At 70.2% G+C, this 19,381-nt stretch carries 20 protein-coding genes; 11 read left to right on the top strand and 9 right to left on the bottom strand.

The features are described from left to right. Positions 1-224: 224 nt before the first annotated feature. The gene (locus WMF29_RS46280; protein ID WP_437326416.1) at positions 225-1,073 is read right to left on the bottom strand and encodes an aldo/keto reductase; all 849 of its coding nucleotides are present in this window, start codon (positions 1,071-1,073) and stop codon (positions 225-227) included. A gap of 386 nt (positions 1,074-1,459) precedes the next feature. Here WMF29_RS46280 and WMF29_RS46275 point away from each other — a divergent pair, with 386 nt between their 5' ends. The 6 genes from WMF29_RS46275 to WMF29_RS46250 all read left to right on the top strand — a co-directional run bounded on the left by WMF29_RS46275 (position 1,460) and on the right by WMF29_RS46250 (position 6,431). Further along, complete coding sequence (locus WMF29_RS46275) at positions 1,460-2,011, top strand: phosphoribosyltransferase (protein ID WP_437326415.1); 552 nt, start codon at positions 1,460-1,462, stop codon at positions 2,009-2,011. Continuing rightward, positions 2,001-2,246, top strand: coding sequence for a CBS domain-containing protein (locus WMF29_RS46270; protein WP_437326414.1), 246 nt, complete (start codon positions 2,001-2,003; stop codon positions 2,244-2,246). Before WMF29_RS46275 ends, WMF29_RS46270 begins: the two co-directional genes overlap by 11 nt. Positions 2,247-2,256: 10 nt before the next feature. Further along, a complete protein-coding gene (locus WMF29_RS46265; RefSeq protein WP_437326413.1) occupies positions 2,257-4,263 on the top strand; it encodes a ferritin-like domain-containing protein in 2,007 nt (668 codons plus the stop codon). Between the two features lie 2 nt (positions 4,264-4,265). Next, positions 4,266-5,174 (top strand): MNIO family bufferin maturase, encoded by a 909-nt coding sequence (gene bufB / locus WMF29_RS46260; RefSeq protein WP_437326412.1) that lies wholly within the window; start codon positions 4,266-4,268, stop codon positions 5,172-5,174. Beyond that, on the top strand, positions 5,158-6,030 hold the full coding sequence (locus tag WMF29_RS46255) for an HvfC/BufC N-terminal domain-containing protein (protein WP_437326411.1): 873 nt from the start codon (positions 5,158-5,160) through the stop codon (positions 6,028-6,030). Before bufB ends, WMF29_RS46255 begins: the two co-directional genes overlap by 17 nt. A gap of 110 nt (positions 6,031-6,140) precedes the next feature. Then, positions 6,141-6,431, top strand: a complete 291-nt coding sequence (locus WMF29_RS46250; RefSeq protein WP_437326410.1) for a hypothetical protein — start codon at positions 6,141-6,143, stop codon at positions 6,429-6,431. A gap of 38 nt (positions 6,432-6,469) precedes the next feature. Here WMF29_RS46250 and WMF29_RS46245 read toward each other — a convergent pair whose 3' ends face one another. Together WMF29_RS46245 and WMF29_RS46240 are read right to left on the bottom strand one after the other, a co-directional pair. Continuing rightward, positions 6,470-7,069, bottom strand: a complete 600-nt coding sequence (locus WMF29_RS46245) for a hypothetical protein (protein WP_437326409.1) — start codon at positions 7,067-7,069, stop codon at positions 6,470-6,472. Positions 7,070-7,098: 29 nt separating this feature from the next. Next, a complete protein-coding gene (locus WMF29_RS46240; RefSeq protein WP_437326408.1) occupies positions 7,099-7,542 on the bottom strand; it encodes a DUF2267 domain-containing protein in 444 nt (147 codons plus the stop codon). Positions 7,543-7,726: 184 nt separating this feature from the next. Here WMF29_RS46240 and WMF29_RS46235 point away from each other — a divergent pair, with 184 nt between their 5' ends. Beyond that, entirely contained in the window at positions 7,727-8,671 is a 945-nt protein-coding gene (locus WMF29_RS46235) for an NADP-dependent oxidoreductase (protein WP_437326407.1), read from the top strand. A 158-nt stretch (positions 8,672-8,829) separates the two neighbouring features. On the opposite strand, the gene WMF29_RS46230 is transcribed toward WMF29_RS46235, so the two are convergent. The 6 genes from WMF29_RS46230 to WMF29_RS46205 form a co-directional block, all read right to left on the bottom strand. Then, the gene (locus WMF29_RS46230) at positions 8,830-11,142 is read right to left on the bottom strand and encodes a xanthine dehydrogenase family protein molybdopterin-binding subunit (protein WP_437326406.1); all 2,313 of its coding nucleotides are present in this window, start codon (positions 11,140-11,142) and stop codon (positions 8,830-8,832) included. Positions 11,143-11,151: 9 nt separating this feature from the next. Beyond that, complete coding sequence (locus WMF29_RS46225) at positions 11,152-12,141, bottom strand: FAD binding domain-containing protein (protein WP_437326405.1); 990 nt, start codon at positions 12,139-12,141, stop codon at positions 11,152-11,154. Beyond that, positions 12,138-12,812: a 2Fe-2S iron-sulfur cluster-binding protein gene (locus tag WMF29_RS46220; RefSeq protein WP_437331243.1), complete on the bottom strand. Its 675-nt coding sequence runs from the start codon at positions 12,810-12,812 to the stop codon at positions 12,138-12,140. Before WMF29_RS46220 ends, WMF29_RS46225 begins: the two co-directional genes overlap by 4 nt. Beyond that, the gene (locus tag WMF29_RS46215) at positions 12,751-13,299 is read right to left on the bottom strand and encodes a DsbA family protein (RefSeq protein WP_437326404.1); all 549 of its coding nucleotides are present in this window, start codon (positions 13,297-13,299) and stop codon (positions 12,751-12,753) included. Before WMF29_RS46215 ends, WMF29_RS46220 begins: the two co-directional genes overlap by 62 nt. Next, on the bottom strand, positions 13,296-13,775 hold the full coding sequence (locus tag WMF29_RS46210) for a redoxin domain-containing protein (protein WP_437326403.1): 480 nt from the start codon (positions 13,773-13,775) through the stop codon (positions 13,296-13,298). The genes WMF29_RS46215 and WMF29_RS46210 overlap by 4 nt, the downstream gene beginning before the upstream one ends. 100 nt (positions 13,776-13,875) lie before the next feature. Further along, positions 13,876-14,529, bottom strand: coding sequence for a BON domain-containing protein (locus WMF29_RS46205; protein WP_437326402.1), 654 nt, complete (start codon positions 14,527-14,529; stop codon positions 13,876-13,878). A 527-nt stretch (positions 14,530-15,056) separates the two neighbouring features. On the opposite strand from WMF29_RS46205, the gene WMF29_RS46200 reads away from it, so the two are divergent. From WMF29_RS46200 to WMF29_RS46185, 4 genes are all read left to right on the top strand, one after another. Continuing rightward, positions 15,057-15,665, top strand: a complete 609-nt coding sequence (locus WMF29_RS46200) for an Hsp20/alpha crystallin family protein (RefSeq protein WP_437326401.1) — start codon at positions 15,057-15,059, stop codon at positions 15,663-15,665. Positions 15,666-15,961: 296 nt separating this feature from the next. Beyond that, complete coding sequence (locus WMF29_RS46195) at positions 15,962-16,609, top strand: BON domain-containing protein (protein ID WP_437326400.1); 648 nt, start codon at positions 15,962-15,964, stop codon at positions 16,607-16,609. Positions 16,610-16,849: 240 nt separating this feature from the next. Continuing rightward, complete coding sequence (locus WMF29_RS46190; RefSeq protein ID WP_437326399.1) at positions 16,850-17,455, top strand: HdeD family acid-resistance protein; 606 nt, start codon at positions 16,850-16,852, stop codon at positions 17,453-17,455. Further along, positions 17,452-19,338 (top strand): potassium transporter Kup, encoded by a 1,887-nt coding sequence (locus tag WMF29_RS46185; protein WP_437326398.1) that lies wholly within the window; start codon positions 17,452-17,454, stop codon positions 19,336-19,338. Before WMF29_RS46190 ends, WMF29_RS46185 begins: the two co-directional genes overlap by 4 nt. Positions 19,339-19,381 lie beyond the last annotated feature (43 nt).

Below are 19,381 nucleotides of genomic sequence, written 5' to 3'. Positions count from 1 at the left end.
GCGGCGCGATCGTCACGGGCGCGCCGGGACGGCGGACCCTGCGCTGAGGCCGAGCAGCAGCAGCGACGTGCCGCTGAAGAGCAGGGCTGCTCCTGCGCTTCGGCGATCTGCGGGCCTCGCAGCAGCCCCGGTCCGCGCGCGCCGGCCGGCACCGCCTGCCGCAGCTCGCGCGGGCTACGGCCTGGACGCGCCCCCGACGCTGCGGCCAGCTCCGCGGCGACGCCTCAGATCATCTCGAGCGTACGCGGCCCATCCGGCGGCGGGAACGCATGATCGAGCGCGGTGAAATCCTGCTCCGTGAGGCGGATGTCGAGGGCGGCGCGGTTCTCGCGCACGTGCGCCGGCGTGCCCGCCTTGGGGATGGCGCTGACACCGTCGTGGGAGAGCACCCAGGCGAGGGCCACCTGGGCCGGCGACGCGCCGTGCCGGACCGCCACGCGGCGGATCGTGGGATGTTCGAGCAGGCGGCCCTGTTCGATGGGCGAATAGGCCATGATGGGGATCCGGCGCGCGCGGCAAAAGGGGAGCAGATCCCACTCGATGCCGCGGCGCTGGAGGTTGTAGAGCACCTGATCGGTCTGCACCGCCGGGCCGCCGGGGATGCCGGCGAGCTCCTCCATGTCCGAGACATCGAAATTGCTGACACCCCAGAAGCGGATCAAACCCGCGCGGACCAGCGCCCTGAACGCCTCGATCGTCTCCGAGAGGGGGGTGGGACCGCGCCAGTGCAGGAGATAGAGGTCGAGCCGGTCCGTGCCGAGGCGCCGCAGGCTGCCCTCGCAGGCGAGGACCGTGTCCCTCCTCGATGCGTTGGACGGGAGCACCTTGCTGACCAGGAAGACCTCGTCGCGGCGGCCGATGATGGCCTCGCCGACGAGCTGCTCGGCGGCGCCGTCCCCGTACATCTCGGCGGTGTCGATCAGCGTCATGCCGAGATCGAGGCCGAGCCGCAGCGCCGCGACCTCCTCGGCGTGACGCCGTGCGTCCTCGCCCATGTGCCAGGTGCCCTGCCCCAGCGCCGGGATCTCCTTGCCGGACGGGAGCGCGATCGTGCGGACGGCATCGACTGCCATGGCGGACCTCCTTCAGCCGAGCGCGTCCAGCGCTCAGCCTCTACCCTCTTAGATGGACCTCTTAGATGGAAGATGGGGGGGAAGGACCAGCCCCTGCGGCGCGCCGCGGAGGAGGGCGCGCGCTCCGCGCGCGACGGTCTCATCCACCATCTTCAGGATGCGACCGAGCTCCGGGCTCGCGGGCCCGGCAGCCTCGGTGATGGTTCTCATGCGAGCCATGGAAGTGCCCTCCGGCCGCTCGTGGCGCTCTCGTCATGGACTGGCAAGGGGTGTCCCGACCCGCGCGCCGAGCCTGCTCGTCGCGCGGCGGCGCCTCGCGGGAGAGGGCCCCGTCGGGGCTTTCGATTCACCTTCACGGGACTACGATCTCGCGCGGCGAGGGGACCATGTTGTTCCGAGATCGTTTCGACGCCGGCCGCAGGCTCGCAGCGGTGCTCGAGCCCTATGCAGGGCGGCCGGACGTCGTGGTGCTGGCGCTGCCGCGCGGAGGCGTCCCCGTCGGCTACGAGGTGGCCCGCCGGCTGGGGGCGCCGCTGGATGTCTTCGTCGTTCGCAAGCTGGGTGTCCCCGGGCACGAGGAGCTCGCGATGGGGGCGATCGCTTCCGGCGGGGTCCGCGTGCTCGACGACGAGGTCGTCCACGGGCTCGGGGTCTCGGAGGACGGGATTGCCGCCGCCGAAGCGCGGGAGCTACCGGAGCTCGGGCGCCGCGAGCGTCTGTACCGCGGCGCGAGACCTCCGGTCGACGTCCGCGGCCGCACCGTGATCCTCGTCGGTGGGAGATCGCGTGTTCTCCTACAGCTTCACCAACGCGCATGGCGGCTGCTACGCCGAGTACGTCTCCGTGATCGAGGAGAGGGTCGGGCCTGGGGCCTCGATCTCTCGCTCGCGGGCGCAATCCCGACGACCGGGCGCTCGGGAGGGAGCCATGCTCTGTAGCGAGCTGATGAACAGCAACCCCGTTTCCGTGCTGCCGAACACCACCGTGCAGAAGGCGGCGCTGCTGATGCGCGCAGTGAACATCGGGTTTCTCCCGGTCTGCGACGCCTCGGGCAAAGTGCTCGGCACGGTGACGGATCGGGACATCGCGATCCGCAACGTGGCCGACGGCAATCCCCCGTCGGCTTCTTCGGATCTGAAGGAGCTCTGGAGTCGCCGCCGCCTGGCCGCATGAGAGGGTCACCATGAGAACCGTCGAGTCGATCCACATCGATCCCGTCCACGATCGCGATCCCAAGAACCTCTCCATCGACGCCTCTGCCTTGCGCGCCCTCGCGCAGGCCGCCGTCACCGTCGAGCTGTTCACGATCCCCCTCTACATGGTGCCCATGTACTCGATCCAGGGCATGCACCCGATCAACGCCTCCGAGCAGACGTTCTACAAGGGACGAAGGTGGCCCGGCTCCGCGCCGACGCACGCGCCGGAGAGCGCCAACGAGCGCGCCTTCAACATCATCTTCAGCGTCTTCGTCCAGGAGATGCTGCACCTCCAGCTCGCCGCCAACCTCGCCACGAGCATGGGCGTCACGCCGACCTTCACGAGCTCGATCCTCCAGACCGAGGACGACGGCTGGAAGTGCTTCGGCCCCGACAACACCGTCATTCCCCACATCATCGATCTCCGCGACACGACGACCCACGCCTCCGCCAAGGTCGTGCTCGGGCCGCTCTCCGCCGCCCAGATCGAGCTCTTCCTCGCGGTCGAGGCGCCGGAGAACCAGGCCAGGCAGCGCATCGATCCCCAGAAGCTCGACAAGTACTTCCCCGCCGTGCCCTTCGCCGGCTGGACCCCTGACCTGACCGAGGCCGATCTCCCGATGTTCGGGACCATCGGATACATGTACGAGTGCATGGTTCACTACATGACCATGCGCTATCGCGACGGGACGACGCTCTGGCAGCACGTCTATGCGCCGAGCTCCGTGCAGCGCGAGCTGTTCAACACGCCGACCGGCGGGCACCCCATGCCCGAGTACCCCGGCATCTCGGCGGTGCTCCCGACCATCGGCGCGGAGGAGGCGCTCGGCGCCGCCGTCGACATCATCAGCGCCATCACGGACCAGGGCGAGGGCAGGACGATCACCCCGCCCCTGCGCGCGGTGCTGCTCGGCCACAGGGAGGCGCTCGCTTCCCTCGCGAACGAGGTCGCGACCGACTACCGCTCGTCCGAGAAGGGCCTCACCCTCGATTACCCGAGCTACGACGACGACGGCAAGCTCTTGCCCTCCGCGGACGCGAAGGCCCGCTTCGACAACGACCGCAAGGATCACTATGCGCGCTTCCTCGAGATCAGGGAAGAGCTCCTCCCCCATCTCGTGACCTGGGACGCGTGGCACGCTTCGCGCGGCGCGACCCCGTGGACGGCCAGGGACCTCACGATCGGCGACACCGACGAGGCCTCTGACAAGGTCCCCCGGGTGGACGACGTCGCCGCGGCGCTCAACCGGCTCAAGGCCAGGAATGCCGACGGCAGCGTGCGGCGGCAACTCAGCCAGGTGGCCGCCGGCGCCATCGCCGGGGTCACCCGCGCGCTCGACGGCTACTGGAAGGACCCGAACGTCGGCTTCCCTTACCCCTCGATGGTCGGCTCGGGAGATCGGGTGTCGATCTGCTGGGCCGTGCTCGGCGAGGCCCCGGACCTCGCGCTGGGCACCGAGCAGCCCAGGCAAGGCGCTCTCTATCATGCGTGCCAGGGCCTCGACCTCGCCCACCCCGGCTCCGGCGAGATGCCCGCGATCACGACCTACCACACCTGCAAGGGCTCGAACGCCTGCAAGGCCCAGGGCGGCTGCGGCTTCGTGCAATCGGTGGCGGGCGGCGGGAGCTGCCGCGGGGGCGGCGGCGGGGGCGCGACGAGCTGCGGCACGACGATCAAGTCCCAGGCGAGCTGCGGCCATCGCGGGATGCTCTACAGCGCGCCGACCGACAACAAGTGCGGCGCCCTGGGCGGCTGCGCCGTCCCCATCTCGGCCTCGCAGCTCTACCCGTCGAGCGGCGAGATGGCGCTGTTCGACATCGGGCCGGACGCGGAGCCCAGGTCGATCGGCACGATGCCCTTCGCCTACGGCGACCCCGTCTACGACGTCGCCTGGAGGGCCTATTGCGAGGTCCTCCGCGCGCGCGGCGAGACCCCGCCGAGCGCGCCACCCCCCGCCGACGATCTGCGCGTGGCCTTCCCGCCCTCGACCTGACCATGCGCCCCGCCCGCCTCGGCATGCCCCAGCTCGGCTTCGGACTCGGGCTCCGGTCATGCCATTTCCACCACCTGCTCCGGCACCCGGCGCGTGTCGACTGGCTCGAGATCATCAGCGAGAACTTCATGGATGATCACGGCTTCGCGCGTCATGTGCTCGGGGCGCTGGCGCGCTCCCACCCGATCGTCATGCACGGCGTCTCGCTCTCGATCGGCTCCTCCGATCCGCTCGACATGGACTACCTCGAAGGGCTCCGCGCGCTCGCCGCGTGGGTCGAGCCCGCCTGGATCTCGGATCACCTCTCTTGGACCGGCGTGGCCGGTCACAACACCCACGATCTGATGCCCCTGCCGCTGACCGAGGAGGCCCTGGATCACGTGGCCGAGCGCGTGCTCCGCGTGGAGGACTTCCTCGGCCGGCCGCTCGTGCTCGAGAACCCGAGCATCTATGTCGAGTACGCCGCCTCCACCATCCCGGAGTGGGAGTTCCTCGGCGCGCTCTCCGAGCGGACCGGCTGCGGCCTGCTCCTCGACGTGAACAACGTCTTCGTGTCGTCGTTCAATCACGGCTTCGACCCGGAGCGGTACATCGAGGGCCTGCCGCACGATCGGATCGTGCAGATCCACATCGCCGGCCCGACGTCCTTCGGCCGCTACCTCGTGGACACCCACGATCACCCCGTGCCCACGCCGGTCTGGCGCCTCTATCGCCTGGCAGAGGAGCGGACGGGCGGCGTCCCGACGCTGCTCGAGTGGGACGCGGCGATTCCCGCGTATCCGGATCTCGTCGCGGAGCTCGACAAGGCACGCGCCGTGCTCGCTGGCGAGCTGCCGGACGTGCCGCTCTCGGGCCCCGTGCGCGACGACGCCCCCTGGCTCCCCGGAGTGATTCATGACCTCGCCCCCTGAGGGCGCGCCGTCGCTCTCCGCGCTCCAGGACTGGCTGCGGCTCGCCGTGACCACGCCGGGCGGCGTCCCCGCCGGCCTCTGCCGCGCGCGCGAGCGCTACGGCGAGGCGCGGACGATCCGCGTCCCGGAGGGCGCCGACGCGGTCGAGCGGCTCTCGATCTACGCGCGCGGCTACCTCGATCGCCTGCTCGCCTGCATCCGGGCCGACTACCCGGCCGTCCGCGCGCTGCTCGGCGACGCGCTGTTCGAGCGCTTCGCGACCGGCTACCTCGCGTCACGGCCGCCGCGGCACCATAGCCTCTTCATGCTCGGCGAAGGCTTCGCCGACCACCTCGAGCGGACGCGCCCTCCCGACGAGGTCATGCCCGAGGATCGGCGCTCGCTCCTCCGGCTACCGATCGATCTCGCCCGCGCCGAGCGCGCCCGGATCGAGGCGCTCCGGGCGCCGGGGCTCCCGGACGAGGACGGCGCGCGTCTCGACGTCACCGGCTTCTCGCCGCTCCTCCGGGACGAGCTCTACGTCGTGGCCGCGCCGTGTCTGCGGGTGGCCGCGCTGGGGCACGACGTGCGTGGCTTCCTGTCGGCCGTCGATCGCGGCGAGGCCCCCGCCCTCCCCGAGGCGCGGCCCTCGCTGCTCGCCGTCAGCCGCGTCGCGTATCGGCCCGTGCTGGCCGATGTCGCGCCCTGGCAGCGACGCGCGCTGGCGAGCTGCGGCAGCCCGCGCCCGCTGGTCGCGCTGGCCGGGGAGGTCGCCGCCGCGACGGGCGAGGACAGGAGCGCGGCGCTGGTGGATCTCCTGCTCTGGCTGCCCACGGCAGAGGGGCTCGGGATGGTCTCGCTGACACGAGGCAGGTAGATCCCTCCGGGATCAGCGCGCGATGCCGAGCTCGTTGCGTACGTCGACGATCCCCGCCACGTCGAAGACGTCGTCGCCCGCACAACGCGAAGATCCTCATCGGGCAGAAGATGTTCGTTCTCGACAAGAGGGACGACTGGAGCGAGCACAAGCCCTCGGCGGAGAAGGAGAACGAGTTCCTCGCGGAGCACGGGATCGACGAGTACCAGAAGTGGTTCCTGGGCATCGACGAGGACGAGGAGGAGAGCGACAGGCGAAGGTACAAGTTCCCCTACGGCGACTTCGAGAAGCTCCACCGCTGCGGCGTGATCGCGGCAGAGGTGCGAGCAGCCCAGTACGAGGACCGCGAGATCGAGGTGGCTGCCGCCCACCTGCACGGCGCCTTGAATGCGCTGATGTGACAGGCCGCGCGCGCTCGGGCGCGGGACGGCGATCTCGGTCAGGCTGCGGTACGGCCGAGCGCACGCCGCCCGCGCGGCGTGAGCGCGAAGTCCTTGCCGACCAGCCCGTCGTCGGCAAGCTCTCGCAGGTGCTCCCACGGCGGCTTCCCGCGGGGCTCGTCGACCCAGGCGCGCAAGGCCTCGATGGCCTCCGCGGAGGCGACGAACGTCTCGCCGAAGTCGCCGACGCCCTTGATCGGGAAGAACGACCGCTCTCCATCCTGACGGAGAGCCAGCGCGACCGTGCGATTCAAGAGCGCGCCGTCCACTTCGACGCGGAGCTCGCCGTTGCTCGCGGCGCGCACGACGACCTCGGATCCAGCCTCGGAGCGTCCCCTGAAGACGATGATGGGCGGTGGGGGCGGCTCCGCCGGAGCCGGACCCCGCGCGTGGAGGTGCTCGCGCCAGGCGCGGCGGACCGCCTCGTCGGACACCGACTCCGTGAGCACCCGCTCGAAGCGCTCTTCCAGCTCGAGCAGGCGGGCGTGGAGCTTGCGCCGGACGCTCTCCGAAGTCGCGCGGGCGTGCTCGTTGTGGACGTGGAGCGCCTCGTGGACGAGCAACTCCAACTCGCGGCACCCGATGGGCGGACTCGGCATGACTTCCCCTCTGTTCCGTCTCTCTGGGCTCAGCGACGTTCCGGCGGCGTCCCCTGATCCCTCGCCTCGGCCAGGAAATCCTGCAGATCCGCGGGGAGCTGCCTGCTGATGTGTGAGATCGCCTTGGCCGACAGCCGGCTCTGCACGACCGCGAGCACCTCACGCGCAATCGGCTCGACCTCCTCGGCGGATCGGTGCAGGTGCGCCGCCACCTGCTCGAGGAAGGCCCTCGTGTCCCCCTTCGGGGCGTGCTCCTCGCGGTGCATCGCGCAGGTCCTGATGAACCGACGCACCGAGGCGGGCAGCTCGGCGAGAACGTGGATGGCCTCCCCGCGCGTGAGCCGCCGTTCCAGCGAGCACATCACCGCGGCGAAGGCATCCTTCGGGTCCAAGCCCGGAGGGACGACGCGCTCGATCGCACGCAGGATCTCGTCGCGCTCGATCGGCTTCGCCTCTGGCTTCGCGTCCGCCATGATGCCCTCCACCACAACTTAGGACGCCGAGGTCGCATGAGAAGCCGGGAATGCGCGTGCACGCGAACGTTCGACGGCGATCGCAGGTGTCCCTCGCGCCTCGCTGAGCGCGGCGTGGGTGGTCCGCTTCCTGCAGCATCCGCGCGCGGGAAGTGTGAGCGAGATGAGAGAAATACCGAAGACCATGCGCGCCGCTGCGATCGATCGCTTCGGGGGACCGGAGGTGCTCACGATCCACGAGCTGCCGGTACCCACCATCGGAGCGAGCGAGGTGTTGATTGCGCTCCACTCGGCCGGCGTCGGGCCGTGGGACACGGCGATCCGACAAGGCTGGTTGCCGGAAGGACGCGCCGATTTTCCGCTCGTGCTCGGCACCGACGGGGCCGGCACGGTCGCCGCCGTCGGCCCGAACGTCGCTGGCCTCGCGGTGGGCGACAGCGTGTTTTCCTACAGCTGGAGCAACCCGAAGGGCGGCTTCTACGCGGAGTACGTCGCCGTGCTCGACGAGAGAGTCGGGCATGCTCCCCGCGGCCTCGCGCTCGCGCTCGCCGGCGCGATTCCGACGACCGGGCTCACCGCGCTGCAGGGCATCGACGAGCACCTTCGCATCAAGGAAGGGCAGACCGTCGTCATCCATGGCGCGTCGGGCGGCGTGGGGACGCTGGCGGTCCAGTTCGCCAAGCTGCGCCGCGCGCGCGTGCTCGCGACCGCTTCGGGCAAGGATGGCCAGGAGCTGGTGCGTGAGCTCGGCGCCGACGCGACCGTCGACGCGCGGCACGGCGACATGCTCAAGGCGGGCAAGCACTTCGCGCCGGATGGCATCGACGCCGTGCTCGCGCTGGCGGGCGGCCAGGTGCTCACGCACGCCATGGATCTGGTCCGATCGGGCGGTCGCGTCGCGTACCCAAACGGCGTCGAGCCCCCGCCGAAGAAGCGACACGGGATGGAGGTCATCGCCTATGACGCCGTGTCCAACCGGCGCGAGCTCGAGCGTCTGGCACGCGCTGCGGAAGTGGCGAACCTCACGATGCCGATCGCGGCAGCCCATCCACTCGCCGAGGCGGCCAAAGCCCACGAGCGTCTGGCGCAGGGACACGTGCTCGGCAAGATCGTGCTCCACATTCGCTAGCACCAAACGCCCCCCACAGCCTTTCGTGCTGCCAGAATCCACTTCCGCCTCACTTGGCAGCACAGGCCGTGCGTCTGACAGCGGTTGACTCCGGGCGGCGAAGCCCATCACGACGCGATGCCCGCCGAGACAGGCATTCACGACCTCTCAGAGCTCTTTCATCCGGCTCCCTGGGGTCGGCTCGCCCCTGGCGCGGGCTGCCTGTCTGCGGGCGCCCAGAGCAGCTTCTCCGGCGTGATGGGCAGGCCGCGCACGCGGACGCCGGTGGCGTGATGGACCGCATTCGCGATCGCCGCCGCGACGCCGGTGATCCCGATCTCCCCGGCGCCGCGGCAGCCGATCGCGTTGAAGACCAGATCCGGCTCATCGAGCCAGCTCACGTCGATGTCCGGAACGTCGGCATGGACGGGCACGAGATAGCCGGCAAGATCGGCGTTGATCGGCTGCCCGTGCGCTCCGTCGTAGGCCAGCTCCTCGAGCAGCGCCTGCCCGATGCCGAAGACGATGCCGCCGATGAGCTGGCTGCGCGTCGCCTTCGCGTTCAGCACCCGCCCGACGTCGAAGACGCTCACCACGCGCGAGACGCGGATGCGGCCGATGTCCGGATGAACGCGCACCTCCACGAAGTGCGCGCCGAACGACTGGAACGTGAAGCGGTCGTCATGCAGGCTCCTTGGCGCGGTCTTGCCCTCGGCCTCCAGGCTGTCGCGCCCGATGCGCGCCAGCAGCTCGGCATAATCGATGTGGATGGCGAGCGGCGGACGGCGGGGGCGGCTCCCCTCCGCGCACGCGAGCTCGCCGGTCTGGTCCGCCGCACCCGAAAGGCCGCTCGGCGTGGCCGCGGCGAGCGCGAGGATCTCCCGGCGGAGCGCGGCGCATGCATCCAGGATCGCCGGCGCCGTGCTGGCCGTCAGGTTCGAGCCGCCCGCAGGGGGGCAGGGCGCGAGCCGGGTGTCGCCCAGCTCGGCCGTGACCTGAGCGAGCGGCAAGCCGAGCCCTTCCGCCGCGACGAGCGCCATCATCGTGTACATGCCGGTCCCCACGTCCACACCCGCCGTCGAGACGACGGCGCGGACGCTGGTCCCGTGGCGCTCGAGACGCACGCGCGCGGTCGCGCCCATGAGCCAGGCGGGGTGCGTGGCCGTCGCCATCCCCCAGCCGACGAGCGAGTCGCCATCGCGCATCGAACCCGGCTCCGGCGTGCGCTGCGCCCACCCGAACCGCTCGGCGCCCCGCTCGTAACAGGCGAGCAGGTGCTTGCTCGAAAACGGAGCTCCGCGGTGTGGATCGATGTCCGTGTGATTGCGGCGGCGCAGCTCGACCGGATCCATCCGGAGCACGAGGGCGAGCTCATCCATCGCGCTCTCCAGCGCCCACATACAGGGGGCTTCGCCTGGTGCCCGCATCCATCCAGGCGCCATCACGTTCAGGCGCACGCAGTCGTAGGTCGCTTCGTAGCTCGGACAGGCATACAGCAGCCGGGAGGTGCAGCTCGTCGGTTCCAGGAACCCCTCTCCGTCCAGGCGCTCGTCCGCGGCCGTGTGCACGCGCGTGTGGTGGCGCAGGGCCAGGAGCGTCCCGCCTCGCGTCGCGCCCAGCTCGAAGCGCTGCACGGTCTCCGTGCGATGTCCCACGTTGGTGAGCACCTGCGCGCGGGTGAGGACCGCTCGGACCGGCCGCTTCAGCCTCAGGGCGGCGAGCGCGGCGAGGACCGTATGCCAGCCCGTTGCGACCTTCGAGCCGAACATGCCGCCGACGAACGGCGCGAGCACCACGACCTTCTCCTGGGGCAACCCGAGCGCCGCCGCGAGCACGGCCCGGTCGCCCCGCACCCATTGCGTCGCGTTGTACACCGTGAGGGTGTCGCCGTCCCACGAGGCGACCGACGCGTGCGGCTCCAGCGCGCACGGATGCTCGTTGGGCGTCGCGTAGGTGACGTCCAGGCGCACCTCGGCCGCGGCGAGCGCGCCCGCGAGCGACGCGCCCCGCTGCACCTGCAGCTCCTCGCCGAACACCTGCCGCGGCACATCGGCGGTCTCCAGGGCCTGCTCCATCGCTACGGCGAAGGGCGCGCGCTCGTACGCGACCTGGACGAGCGACGCGGCGTAACGCGCCTGCTCGGGCGTGTCGGCCACCACCATCGCCACGTACTGGCCGTAGCGATGGATGCGCGCGTCCTCGAGCGGGGGGCGCCGCTCGGGCGTCATCCCCGTCCAGTCCGCGCTCGTCGGCATCTCGCCGAGCGGTCCACGGTTCTCATGGGTGAGCACGAGCAGCACCCCCGGCGCACGCTCGGCAGCCGCCACGTCGAGGCGCACCACCCGCCCGCTCGGGATCGTGCTGCCCACGAGCGCCGCATGCGCCGTCGCGGGGAACCTGGTCTCGGCTGCGTACCGCGCGCCGCCGGTCACCTTCATTCGCCCGTCCACACGGCTGACGGGTGTGCCGATCAGGCAGTTGCCAGTCGCCATCGTCGACTCCTAGGCCGCCCGGGCCGTGAGCTCGCTCAGCGCACGCACCAGCGCGCGCCGAGCGAGCTCGATCTTGAAGCCATTGTGCCGCCGGGGGACAGCGCCCGTGAGCGCGGCGTCCGCGGCGGCATGAAAGCTGTCCGCCGTTGCACGCCGCCCGGCGAGCACCCGCTCGGCCTCGGGGCAGCGCCACGGCTTCGTGGCCACGCCGCCCAGCGCCACACGGGCCGCGCGGATCGTCTCGCCATCCATGTCGAGCGCCACGGCCGCCGACGCGAGGGCAAACTCGTAGCTCGCCCGATCCCGCACCTTGAGGTAATGGGAGCGGCGGGCGAAGGAGAGGTGCGGCAGATCGACGTGGGTGATCAGCTCTCCATGCTCAAGCACCGTCTCGCGCTCGGGCGTGTCGCCCGGGAGCAGGTGAAGGTCCTCCAGGCGAATGCTGCGCGTCGTGCCGTCCGGCTTCCGCGTCCGCACGACGGCATCGAGGAGGACGAGCGCTGCGGACATGTCGGATGGATAGGTCGCAATGCAGTGCTCGGTCGTGCCCAGGACGGCGTGACTGCGATTGAATCCCTCGAGGGCATCGCAGCCGGCCCCGGGCTCCCGTTTGTTGCACGCCGCGTGCACGTCGCGGAAGTACGGGCACCGGGTGCGCTGCAGGATGTTGCCGGCGGTCGTGGCCATGTTGCGCAGCTGTGTCGAGGCGCCGGAGAGGATCGCCTCCGAGAGGACGGGGTAGCGCTCGCGGATGGTCGCGTGCCACGCGAGCTGGCTGTTGCGCACGTTGGCCCCGATATGCACGCCTTCCCCGTCCTCCGCGATGGAGGCGAGCGGCAGCCGACGGATATCGACCAGCGTGTCCGGCGACACCACATCGATCTTCATAAGGTCGATCAACGTGGTGCCGCCGGCGAAGAAGACGGCCCCCGGCGCGCTGGTCACCGCGCGGGTCGCCGCCTCGGCGCTCTCGCCTTCCATGTAGCGGAACGGCTTCAATCCGCGCTTCCTCCCCCGTTCAGATCCCGCGCCCGGCGCACCGCGGCGACGATGTTCGGGTACGCGCCGCAGCGACAGAGATTGCCGCTGAGACGCTCGCGGATCTCCTCATCGGAGAGAGCACCCAGCGAGGGCGGCGCGGAGACGTCCAGCGTGACATGGCTGGGGACGCCGCGGCGCGCCTCCTCGAGGAGCGCCACGGCCGACATGATCTGACCCGACGTGCAGTAGCCGCACTGGAGCGCGTCGCATTCGATGAAGGCCGCCTGCACGGGGTCGAGCCGGTCGCCGTCCGCGAGCCCTTCGATCGTCGTGATCTCGTCCTCCTGGTGCGCGACGGCGAGCGCGAGACAGGCGAGCTCCCTCTGGCCGTCCACGAGCACGGTGCAGGCCCCGCACTGCCCGAGGTCGCACCCCTTCTTGCTCCCGTTCAGGTCGAGATGGTCGCGCAGCGCGTCGAGCAGCGTCGTGCGCGGGTCGAGGCGCAGCTCGCGAAGCTCACCGTTGACCCGGAGACGCACGGGCACGCAGCCCTCAGGGGACTGCGACGCTCCTATGCCCGCATCCATTCCGGCCGGGCGCTGTCGATCGGCGACGACCACGGCGCCATCACCCCGTCGCCGCCAGCGCCTTCGCGCGGATCGCGGCGCGCAACGCGGCCGTGAGCGTATCCGCGTCCCAGCTGTCGTCGAAGCGCACCTCGTCGATGAAGAACGCCGGCGTGCCGTTGACGCCGCTGCGCACGCCGGAGCGGACTTCGGCCTTCACCTTGTCGAGGTGCGCGTGGCTCGCGAGCTCGTCGGCAAAGCGCTCGGTATCGAGCCCGAGGTCGGTGGCGTAGCCGACCAGGTCCTCGAGCCCGAGCGCGTCCTGGTGCTCGAAGAGTGTGTCGTGCATGGCCCAGAACTTCCCCTGCGCCCCCGCGGCCTCGGCGGCCTCTGACGCCGCGAGCGCGTGCGGGTGCAGCTCGGCGAGCGGGAAGTGGCGGAAGACGAAGCGCACGTCGCGACCCACCCAGCGCAGCACGTCCTGGAGCACGAGGTGGGCGCGTCCACAGTATGGGCACTCGAAGTCGCCATACTCGACCAGCGTGACGGGCGCGTCCACGTCACCGAGGATGTGGTCGCCGGGGCCGACCGGCGGTGTCAGCTTGCTCATTTCGAACCTCCTAACTTGTCCAGCGCCTCGAGGATGCCGTCAGCGCCGGGGTTGATGCCGACGGGCGAGACGTAGCTCCACGCCACCTTGCCCTCCGCGTCGACGACGAACAGCGCCCGCTCGGAGATGCCGTCATGCGTGCGGTAGACGCCGTACTGCCGCGCCACCGCGCCCTTCGGCTCGAAATCGGCGAGCAGCGGGAAACGCAGCTTTCGGTCGCGGGCGAACGCGAGGTGGCACCACACCCCGTCGACGGAAACTCCGAGGAGCTTGGCGTGGTGTCGCTCGAATTCGCTACGGACCTCGCTCTCGTTGTAGAGCGCCAGCTGGTCGCCGCACACGGGGCTCCAGTCGGCCGGGTAGAAGGCAAGGATGACCGGCTGCCCGCGGAAATCGCTCAGCGATACCTTCTGGTCGGGCGTGGTCGCCAGCGTGAAATCGGGCGCGGCCGCGCCCGAGCCGATCGGTTGGGCCATGATGGTTCCTCCCCCTACTTGATGGCAGCATGGTGCTCCCACCGGGTACCGCAAGAAGCAATCTGGGCTCCCGGTCGAGCGGCCAGCGGCGGCGGTCGGCTCAGGGCGAGACGGTGATGAGGTCCTCGACGCTGTAGACCCCGGGCGCCGACCAGGCTGCTCTCTCGGCCTCCTCCCTCTCGGCCCACGAGCGCACGCTCCCGCGCAGGACGATCTTGCCGCCGTTCACCACATCGACGCTGATGCGCCGGGCGTCCATCTCGGCGCTGCGCTTGAGGGCGTCCTCGATCTTGGACCTGATCTCCGCCGGGGAGACGTGCGGCTTGACCGTGATCAAGTTGCTCACCCCGAGCACGCCTACCAGATTGCGGACGGCCTGCTCGGCCTCGTCCTTCTGGAACTGCCACTCCACCTCGCCCTCCAGCTTCAGCCAGCCCTTGCTGACCGTGACCTTGATCTTGTCGGCCGGCACGAGCACGTTGGATCTGAGCGCGCTGACGGCCGCCGCAGCAATGTCCTCGTCGGTGCGTTGGCTGCTGCCCGGCAGCCTGACCTCGAGCTCGTTGGCGACGGCCTTGACGCCGTAGACGCGCTTGGCCGCCTGCTCGGCCGCGAACTTCTCGGCAAACGATTGCACGCGGCCGGTCAGGGTGACGATGCCGTCCTTGACCGCCACGCCGATCTCGGCTGCATTGACGCTCGGCTCCCACGCCAGCTCATTGAGGACATCCCGCTGCAGTTGTCTGTCGTCCATTGATCGCTCTCCTTTGCTTGCGTCGGTTCTGGCTTGTTCTTCCTGTACCGCCAGGCGGTCGGCTCACCCGGCCGGCAGCGTCAGAGCGAACGCAGCTGTACAACCTCGGCCGGGTTCTCCTTGGCGCTTGGCACGCGTGACCTTCCCCCGGGCCGGCCTCGCAGCCTTGGCCTTGCGAGCTTGCATCGCGCGAGCCACTCCGGCCCGTGGCCAGGCCGCTCCCTTCTTCTTATTATTAATTTCAGCGGTCGAGAGGAGAGGCACTCGAGCGGCATGAACCGTCGATCGGGAGCCCTCGCGCTCCCTCCTCCTGTCTCGCCTGCGTGACCGGATGAATGGCAGTCTGGCACACGTCCGCTCCCGAGCGCTTCGATCCGGCGAACGCGAGGGGAGGCTCGCCGGCGCGCGTTGCGCACTTGCGCCGCCGGTGCGGTGCGCACGATTTATCCTCGTTGCGCACGCACGATTTATCCTCATTGCGCACGATTGATGCTTACGCTGGTTGGTGGAGGAAGAAGGAGGGTACGATGGCCAATCTGAACATTCGCCGAGGCGAGCCGCTCGCGACCGCCTGGGAGCCTGCGCGCATGACGGATCCGCTCCGCGCGCTCGATCCCTTCCGCATCATTCGTGACCTCATGAACGCCGACCCGTTCGCTGGCATGGTCCAGGCAGCGAGCACCGTGTTCGAGCCCAATGTCGAGATCAAGGAGACCAAGGACAGCTACGTGCTCAACCTCGACCTGCCCGGCGTGCGCGAGCAGGACCTCGAGGTCTCGATCACCGGCAACCGGCTCACGGTGAGCGGCAGGCGGGAGGAGGAGGAGCGGCGCGAGGACGAGCGGTTCTTCGCCTACGAGCGCTCCTACGGGGCGTTCAGCCGCTCGTTCGTGATGCCGGAAGGTGCCGATCTCGGCAGGCTCAGGGCCGAGTTCGGGGACGGCGTGCTCCGGATCACGGTGCCCAAGAAGGCGGAGATGCAATCGCGCCGCGTCCAGATCGGCGGCGGCAAGGAGGCGGGCGGAAAGGAGCTCCCGTCCGGACAGTCGGCCGAGAGGGGCGGGACGACGGCCGAGGCCGAGAGGGCCGGGACGGCGGCCGAGAAGGGCGAGAAGGGCGAGAAGAAGGCGGCGTAGGACCTGGGAAGTCGCCAGGTCTCGCCTGATCGTCCTCGCGACGGCGCGACGTCCGGCCCAGGCCTTGTCGCCAGCCGGGACGCCGCGCCGGCTCCGGGCTCCGGGGCGCTCCGGGACCGCGAAGGGACCGCGAATCCATGCGGGCTCAGGGGGACCACCGGCAGGTGGCCGATCAGCTCGTCAGGACCTCCACGCTGCCGAGGTGGCGTCTACGACGCAGACACAGCCGGGGAGGCCGCAGCGAGGCCGGAGGTCGAGCCCGGGCGCATCGGCGGTCGTGCCCAACGGAGTGACACATGAAGACCGACATCGAACTGCAACGTGACGTCATGAGCGAGCTGTCGTGGGAGCCGAGCGTGAACGCGGCCCACATCGCCGTCTCGGTCAAGGCCGGTGTCGTCACCCTCCGCGGCCACGCTTCCACCTACGCCGAGAAACAGGCCGCGGAGGAGGCTGCCAGGCGCGTCTACGGCGTCAGGGCCGTCGTCAATGAGCTTGACGTCAAGCTGCCCGACAGGCGCACCGATGAGGACGTCGCCGCCGCGGCGGTCAGGGCGCTCGAGTGGAACATCCTCGTGCCAGCCGACAAGATCAAGGTCACGGTGAGCAACGGCTGGCTGAAGCTGGAAGGCGAGGTGAGCTGGCGGTTCCAGAAGAACGCAGCGGAGAGGGCCGTCCGCAAACTTCCGGGCGTGAGGGGGGTGAGCAATTTGATCACGGTCGGGCCGAGCGTCACACCGACGGAGGTGAAAGCTCGGATCGAGGAGGCCTTGAGGCGCAGCGCCCTGCTGGATGCCCGGCGCATCCGCATCGAGGTGGTGGACGGCGAGGTGACCCTGCACGGGAGCGTGCGCTCGTGGGCCGAGAGAGAGGAGGTCGAGCGGGTAGCCTGGGCGGCTCCGGGGGTCCACGACGTGGAGAACCTCATCACGGTCGAGGCGTGATGATGCCCGGAGAGGCTCCGCGGCGCGAGACAGGCCTCATCGCCGCTGGGCGGCGGTCACTTGACACCGTTCACGGGCGGCACCTTGTTCGCCGTGGCCCGTGCCGCGCCCCGCATCATGCGCTCCCGGGGGAGTGAGCTAAGTGAGCTAGACGCTCATTGCGGCGAGCAGGCACGCCGGCGAGACGCTGGGCTTCGGTTCGCGATGAAACCACAGCTCCAAGAAGAGGAGGGCACGCACATGGCTGGTCGCTTGGAGGATCCTATCCGCACGACGAGCTTCGGATTGGGGTTGGTCGATGCTCATGCCGTGCAGGAGAACCGCGGTTCGTTCGTGGGGCTCGGCATCGCCCTCTTGGTGCTTGGCGTGCTCGCGATCCTCATGCCCGTGATCGCCTCGCTGGTCTCGGCGGTCGTCATCGGGGGCGTGCTGGTGGTGAGCGGCCTCCTCCAGGGCGTCCACGCCGTCCGGAACCCGCGATGGGCCAACTCCGCCTGGTCCCTCGTGAGCGCCCTGGTCCAGATCGTCGCGGGCGTCCTGACCGTGGCGTTCCCGGTGACAGGCACGATGACGCTGACCTTGATCCTCGCGGCGTTCTTCTTCGCAGACGGCTTCCTCAGGATCATCCGCGCCATCCAGCACCGCGACATGCCCGCCTGGGGTTGGCTCCTGTTCGATGGGCTGCTCTCGCTGGCGCTCGGGGTCCTGATCTGGTGGCGCTGGCCGAGCACCGCGGCGTGGGCGCTCGGCCTGCTCGTGGGCGTAAACCTCATCATCGGCGGATCGTCGATGCTGCTGATCGGGATCAGCGCGCGACCCCGGCCCGTGGCCAGCGCGCGCGTGTGACCGCCGCGCCGCGCCCGGAGCGGCGCGCCACGCTCGTCGTTGCGGCGCTCGGCGTCGTCTTCGGGGATATCGGGACGAGCCCGCTCTATGCCTTCAAGGAGTGTGTCCACGGCGAGCACGGCGTCGCGCCCACGCCCGAGAACATCCTCGGCGTGCTCTCGCTCATCTTCTGGTCGCTCCTCCTCGTCGTGACCCTGAAATACCTCACCTTCATCATGCGCGCGGACAACCGGGGAGAGGGCGGGATCCTCGCCTTGCTCGCGCTCCTGCCCGAGCGGGTGCGGGCGCAGCGCTCGCCGCGGATGGGCTGGATGCCGGCGCTCGCCGTGTTCGGCGCGGCGCTCCTCTACGGCGACGGGCTCATCACCCCGGCCATCTCCGTGCTGAGCGCCGTCGAGGGGCTCGGGGTCGCGACCACGCGGCTCCAGCCCGCCGTCGTTCCGATCACGTGCGCGATCCTGCTGCTCCTCTTCGGCGCGCAGCGCTGGGGGACGGCAAACGTCGGCCGGGTCTTCGGCCCGATCATGTCGCTCTGGTTCATCGTCCTCGCCCTGCTCGGGCTCCGGTTCATCGCAAGCGACCCGTCGGTGCTGGACGCCCTACGGCCGGCGCACGCCGTGCGTTTCTTCCTGGACCAGGGCGTCCACGGCTTTGCTCTCCTCGGCGCCGTCGTGCTCGTCATCACCGGCGCCGAGGCGCTCTACGCCGACATGGGGCATTTCGGTCGCGGGCCGATCCGGAGGGCGTGGTATTGGCTCGTGCTCCCCGCGCTCGTGCTCAACTATTTCGGCCAGGGGGCGCTCCTGCTTGGACATCCCGAGGCCGCCGGCAATCCGTTCTTCGACATGGTGCCGCGGGGGATCCCCACCTACGGCCTGGTCGCGCTCTCGACCATGGCCACCCTGATCGCGTCGCAGGCGCTCATCTCCGGCGCCTTCTCGCTGACGCACCAGGCGGTGCAGCTCGGATATTTCCCGTGGACCGCGGTGAAGCACACCTCCAGCGAGGTGGAGGGGCAGGTCTACGTGTCCGTAGTCAACTGGGCCCTGGCCGTCGCGTGCGTCGCGCTGGTCCTCGGCTTCAAGGCGTCGAGCCGCCTCGCGGCCGCATACGGCATCGCCGTGACCGGGACGATGACGATCACGTCCGTCCTTTTCTACGGCGTCGCGCGGAGGACCTGGCGCTGGCCTCGCGTGAAGGCGCTGCCGCTGCTGGTCGTGTTACTCGCCGGCGACCTCGCCTTCTTCGGCGCAACCCTGCGCAAGCTGCGCGACGGCGGGTACATCCCGCTCCTCGTCGGCGCTGCCCTCTTCGGGCTGATGGCCCTCTGGAAGAGGGGCCGCGCGCTGCTCGCCGAGGCTGTCGCCGAGACCGCCCCGCCGCTCGGCGCGTTTCTGCGGGAGCTCGACGCGAAGCGCCCCGCGCGCGTGCCCGGCACAGCGGTGTTCCTCACGAGCACGGACAAGACGCCGCCGAGCCTCGCGCACCACCTCGCGCGCAACAAGGTCCTGCACGAGACGGCCATTCTCCTCACCGTGCTCACAGAGCACGTGCCCCGCGTGCCCGAGGGGGAGCGCATCGAGCTCACGTCGCTCGGCGGCAACGGCTTCTACCGGCTCCGGATCCGCATGGGTTTCATGGAGAGCCCGCATGTCCCCTCCTGCCTCGTCGCCGCGGCGGAGCGGAGCGGCGAGCCGTTCGACGTCGACGACCTCACCTACTACGTCGGCCGCGAGACGCTCCTGGCGACCGACCGGGGCCGTATGGGCCACGTCGCCGAGAGCATCTTCGCGTTCATGTTGCGCAACGCGGTCCCGCGGTCCGCCTATTTCGAGCTGCCGCCGAGCCAGGTGGTGGAGATAGGGCTCCAGATCGATCTCTAGCGCGCCTCCGCGAGCGCCCTCTGGATCAGGCTGCCGGCGGGCG

It is taken from the genome of Sorangium sp. So ce381 (assembly GCF_051473845.1).
GTDB lineage: Bacteria > Myxococcota_A > Polyangia > Polyangiales > Polyangiaceae > Sorangium > Sorangium atrum.
This window is presented reverse-complemented; position numbering and strand designations above follow the sequence as displayed.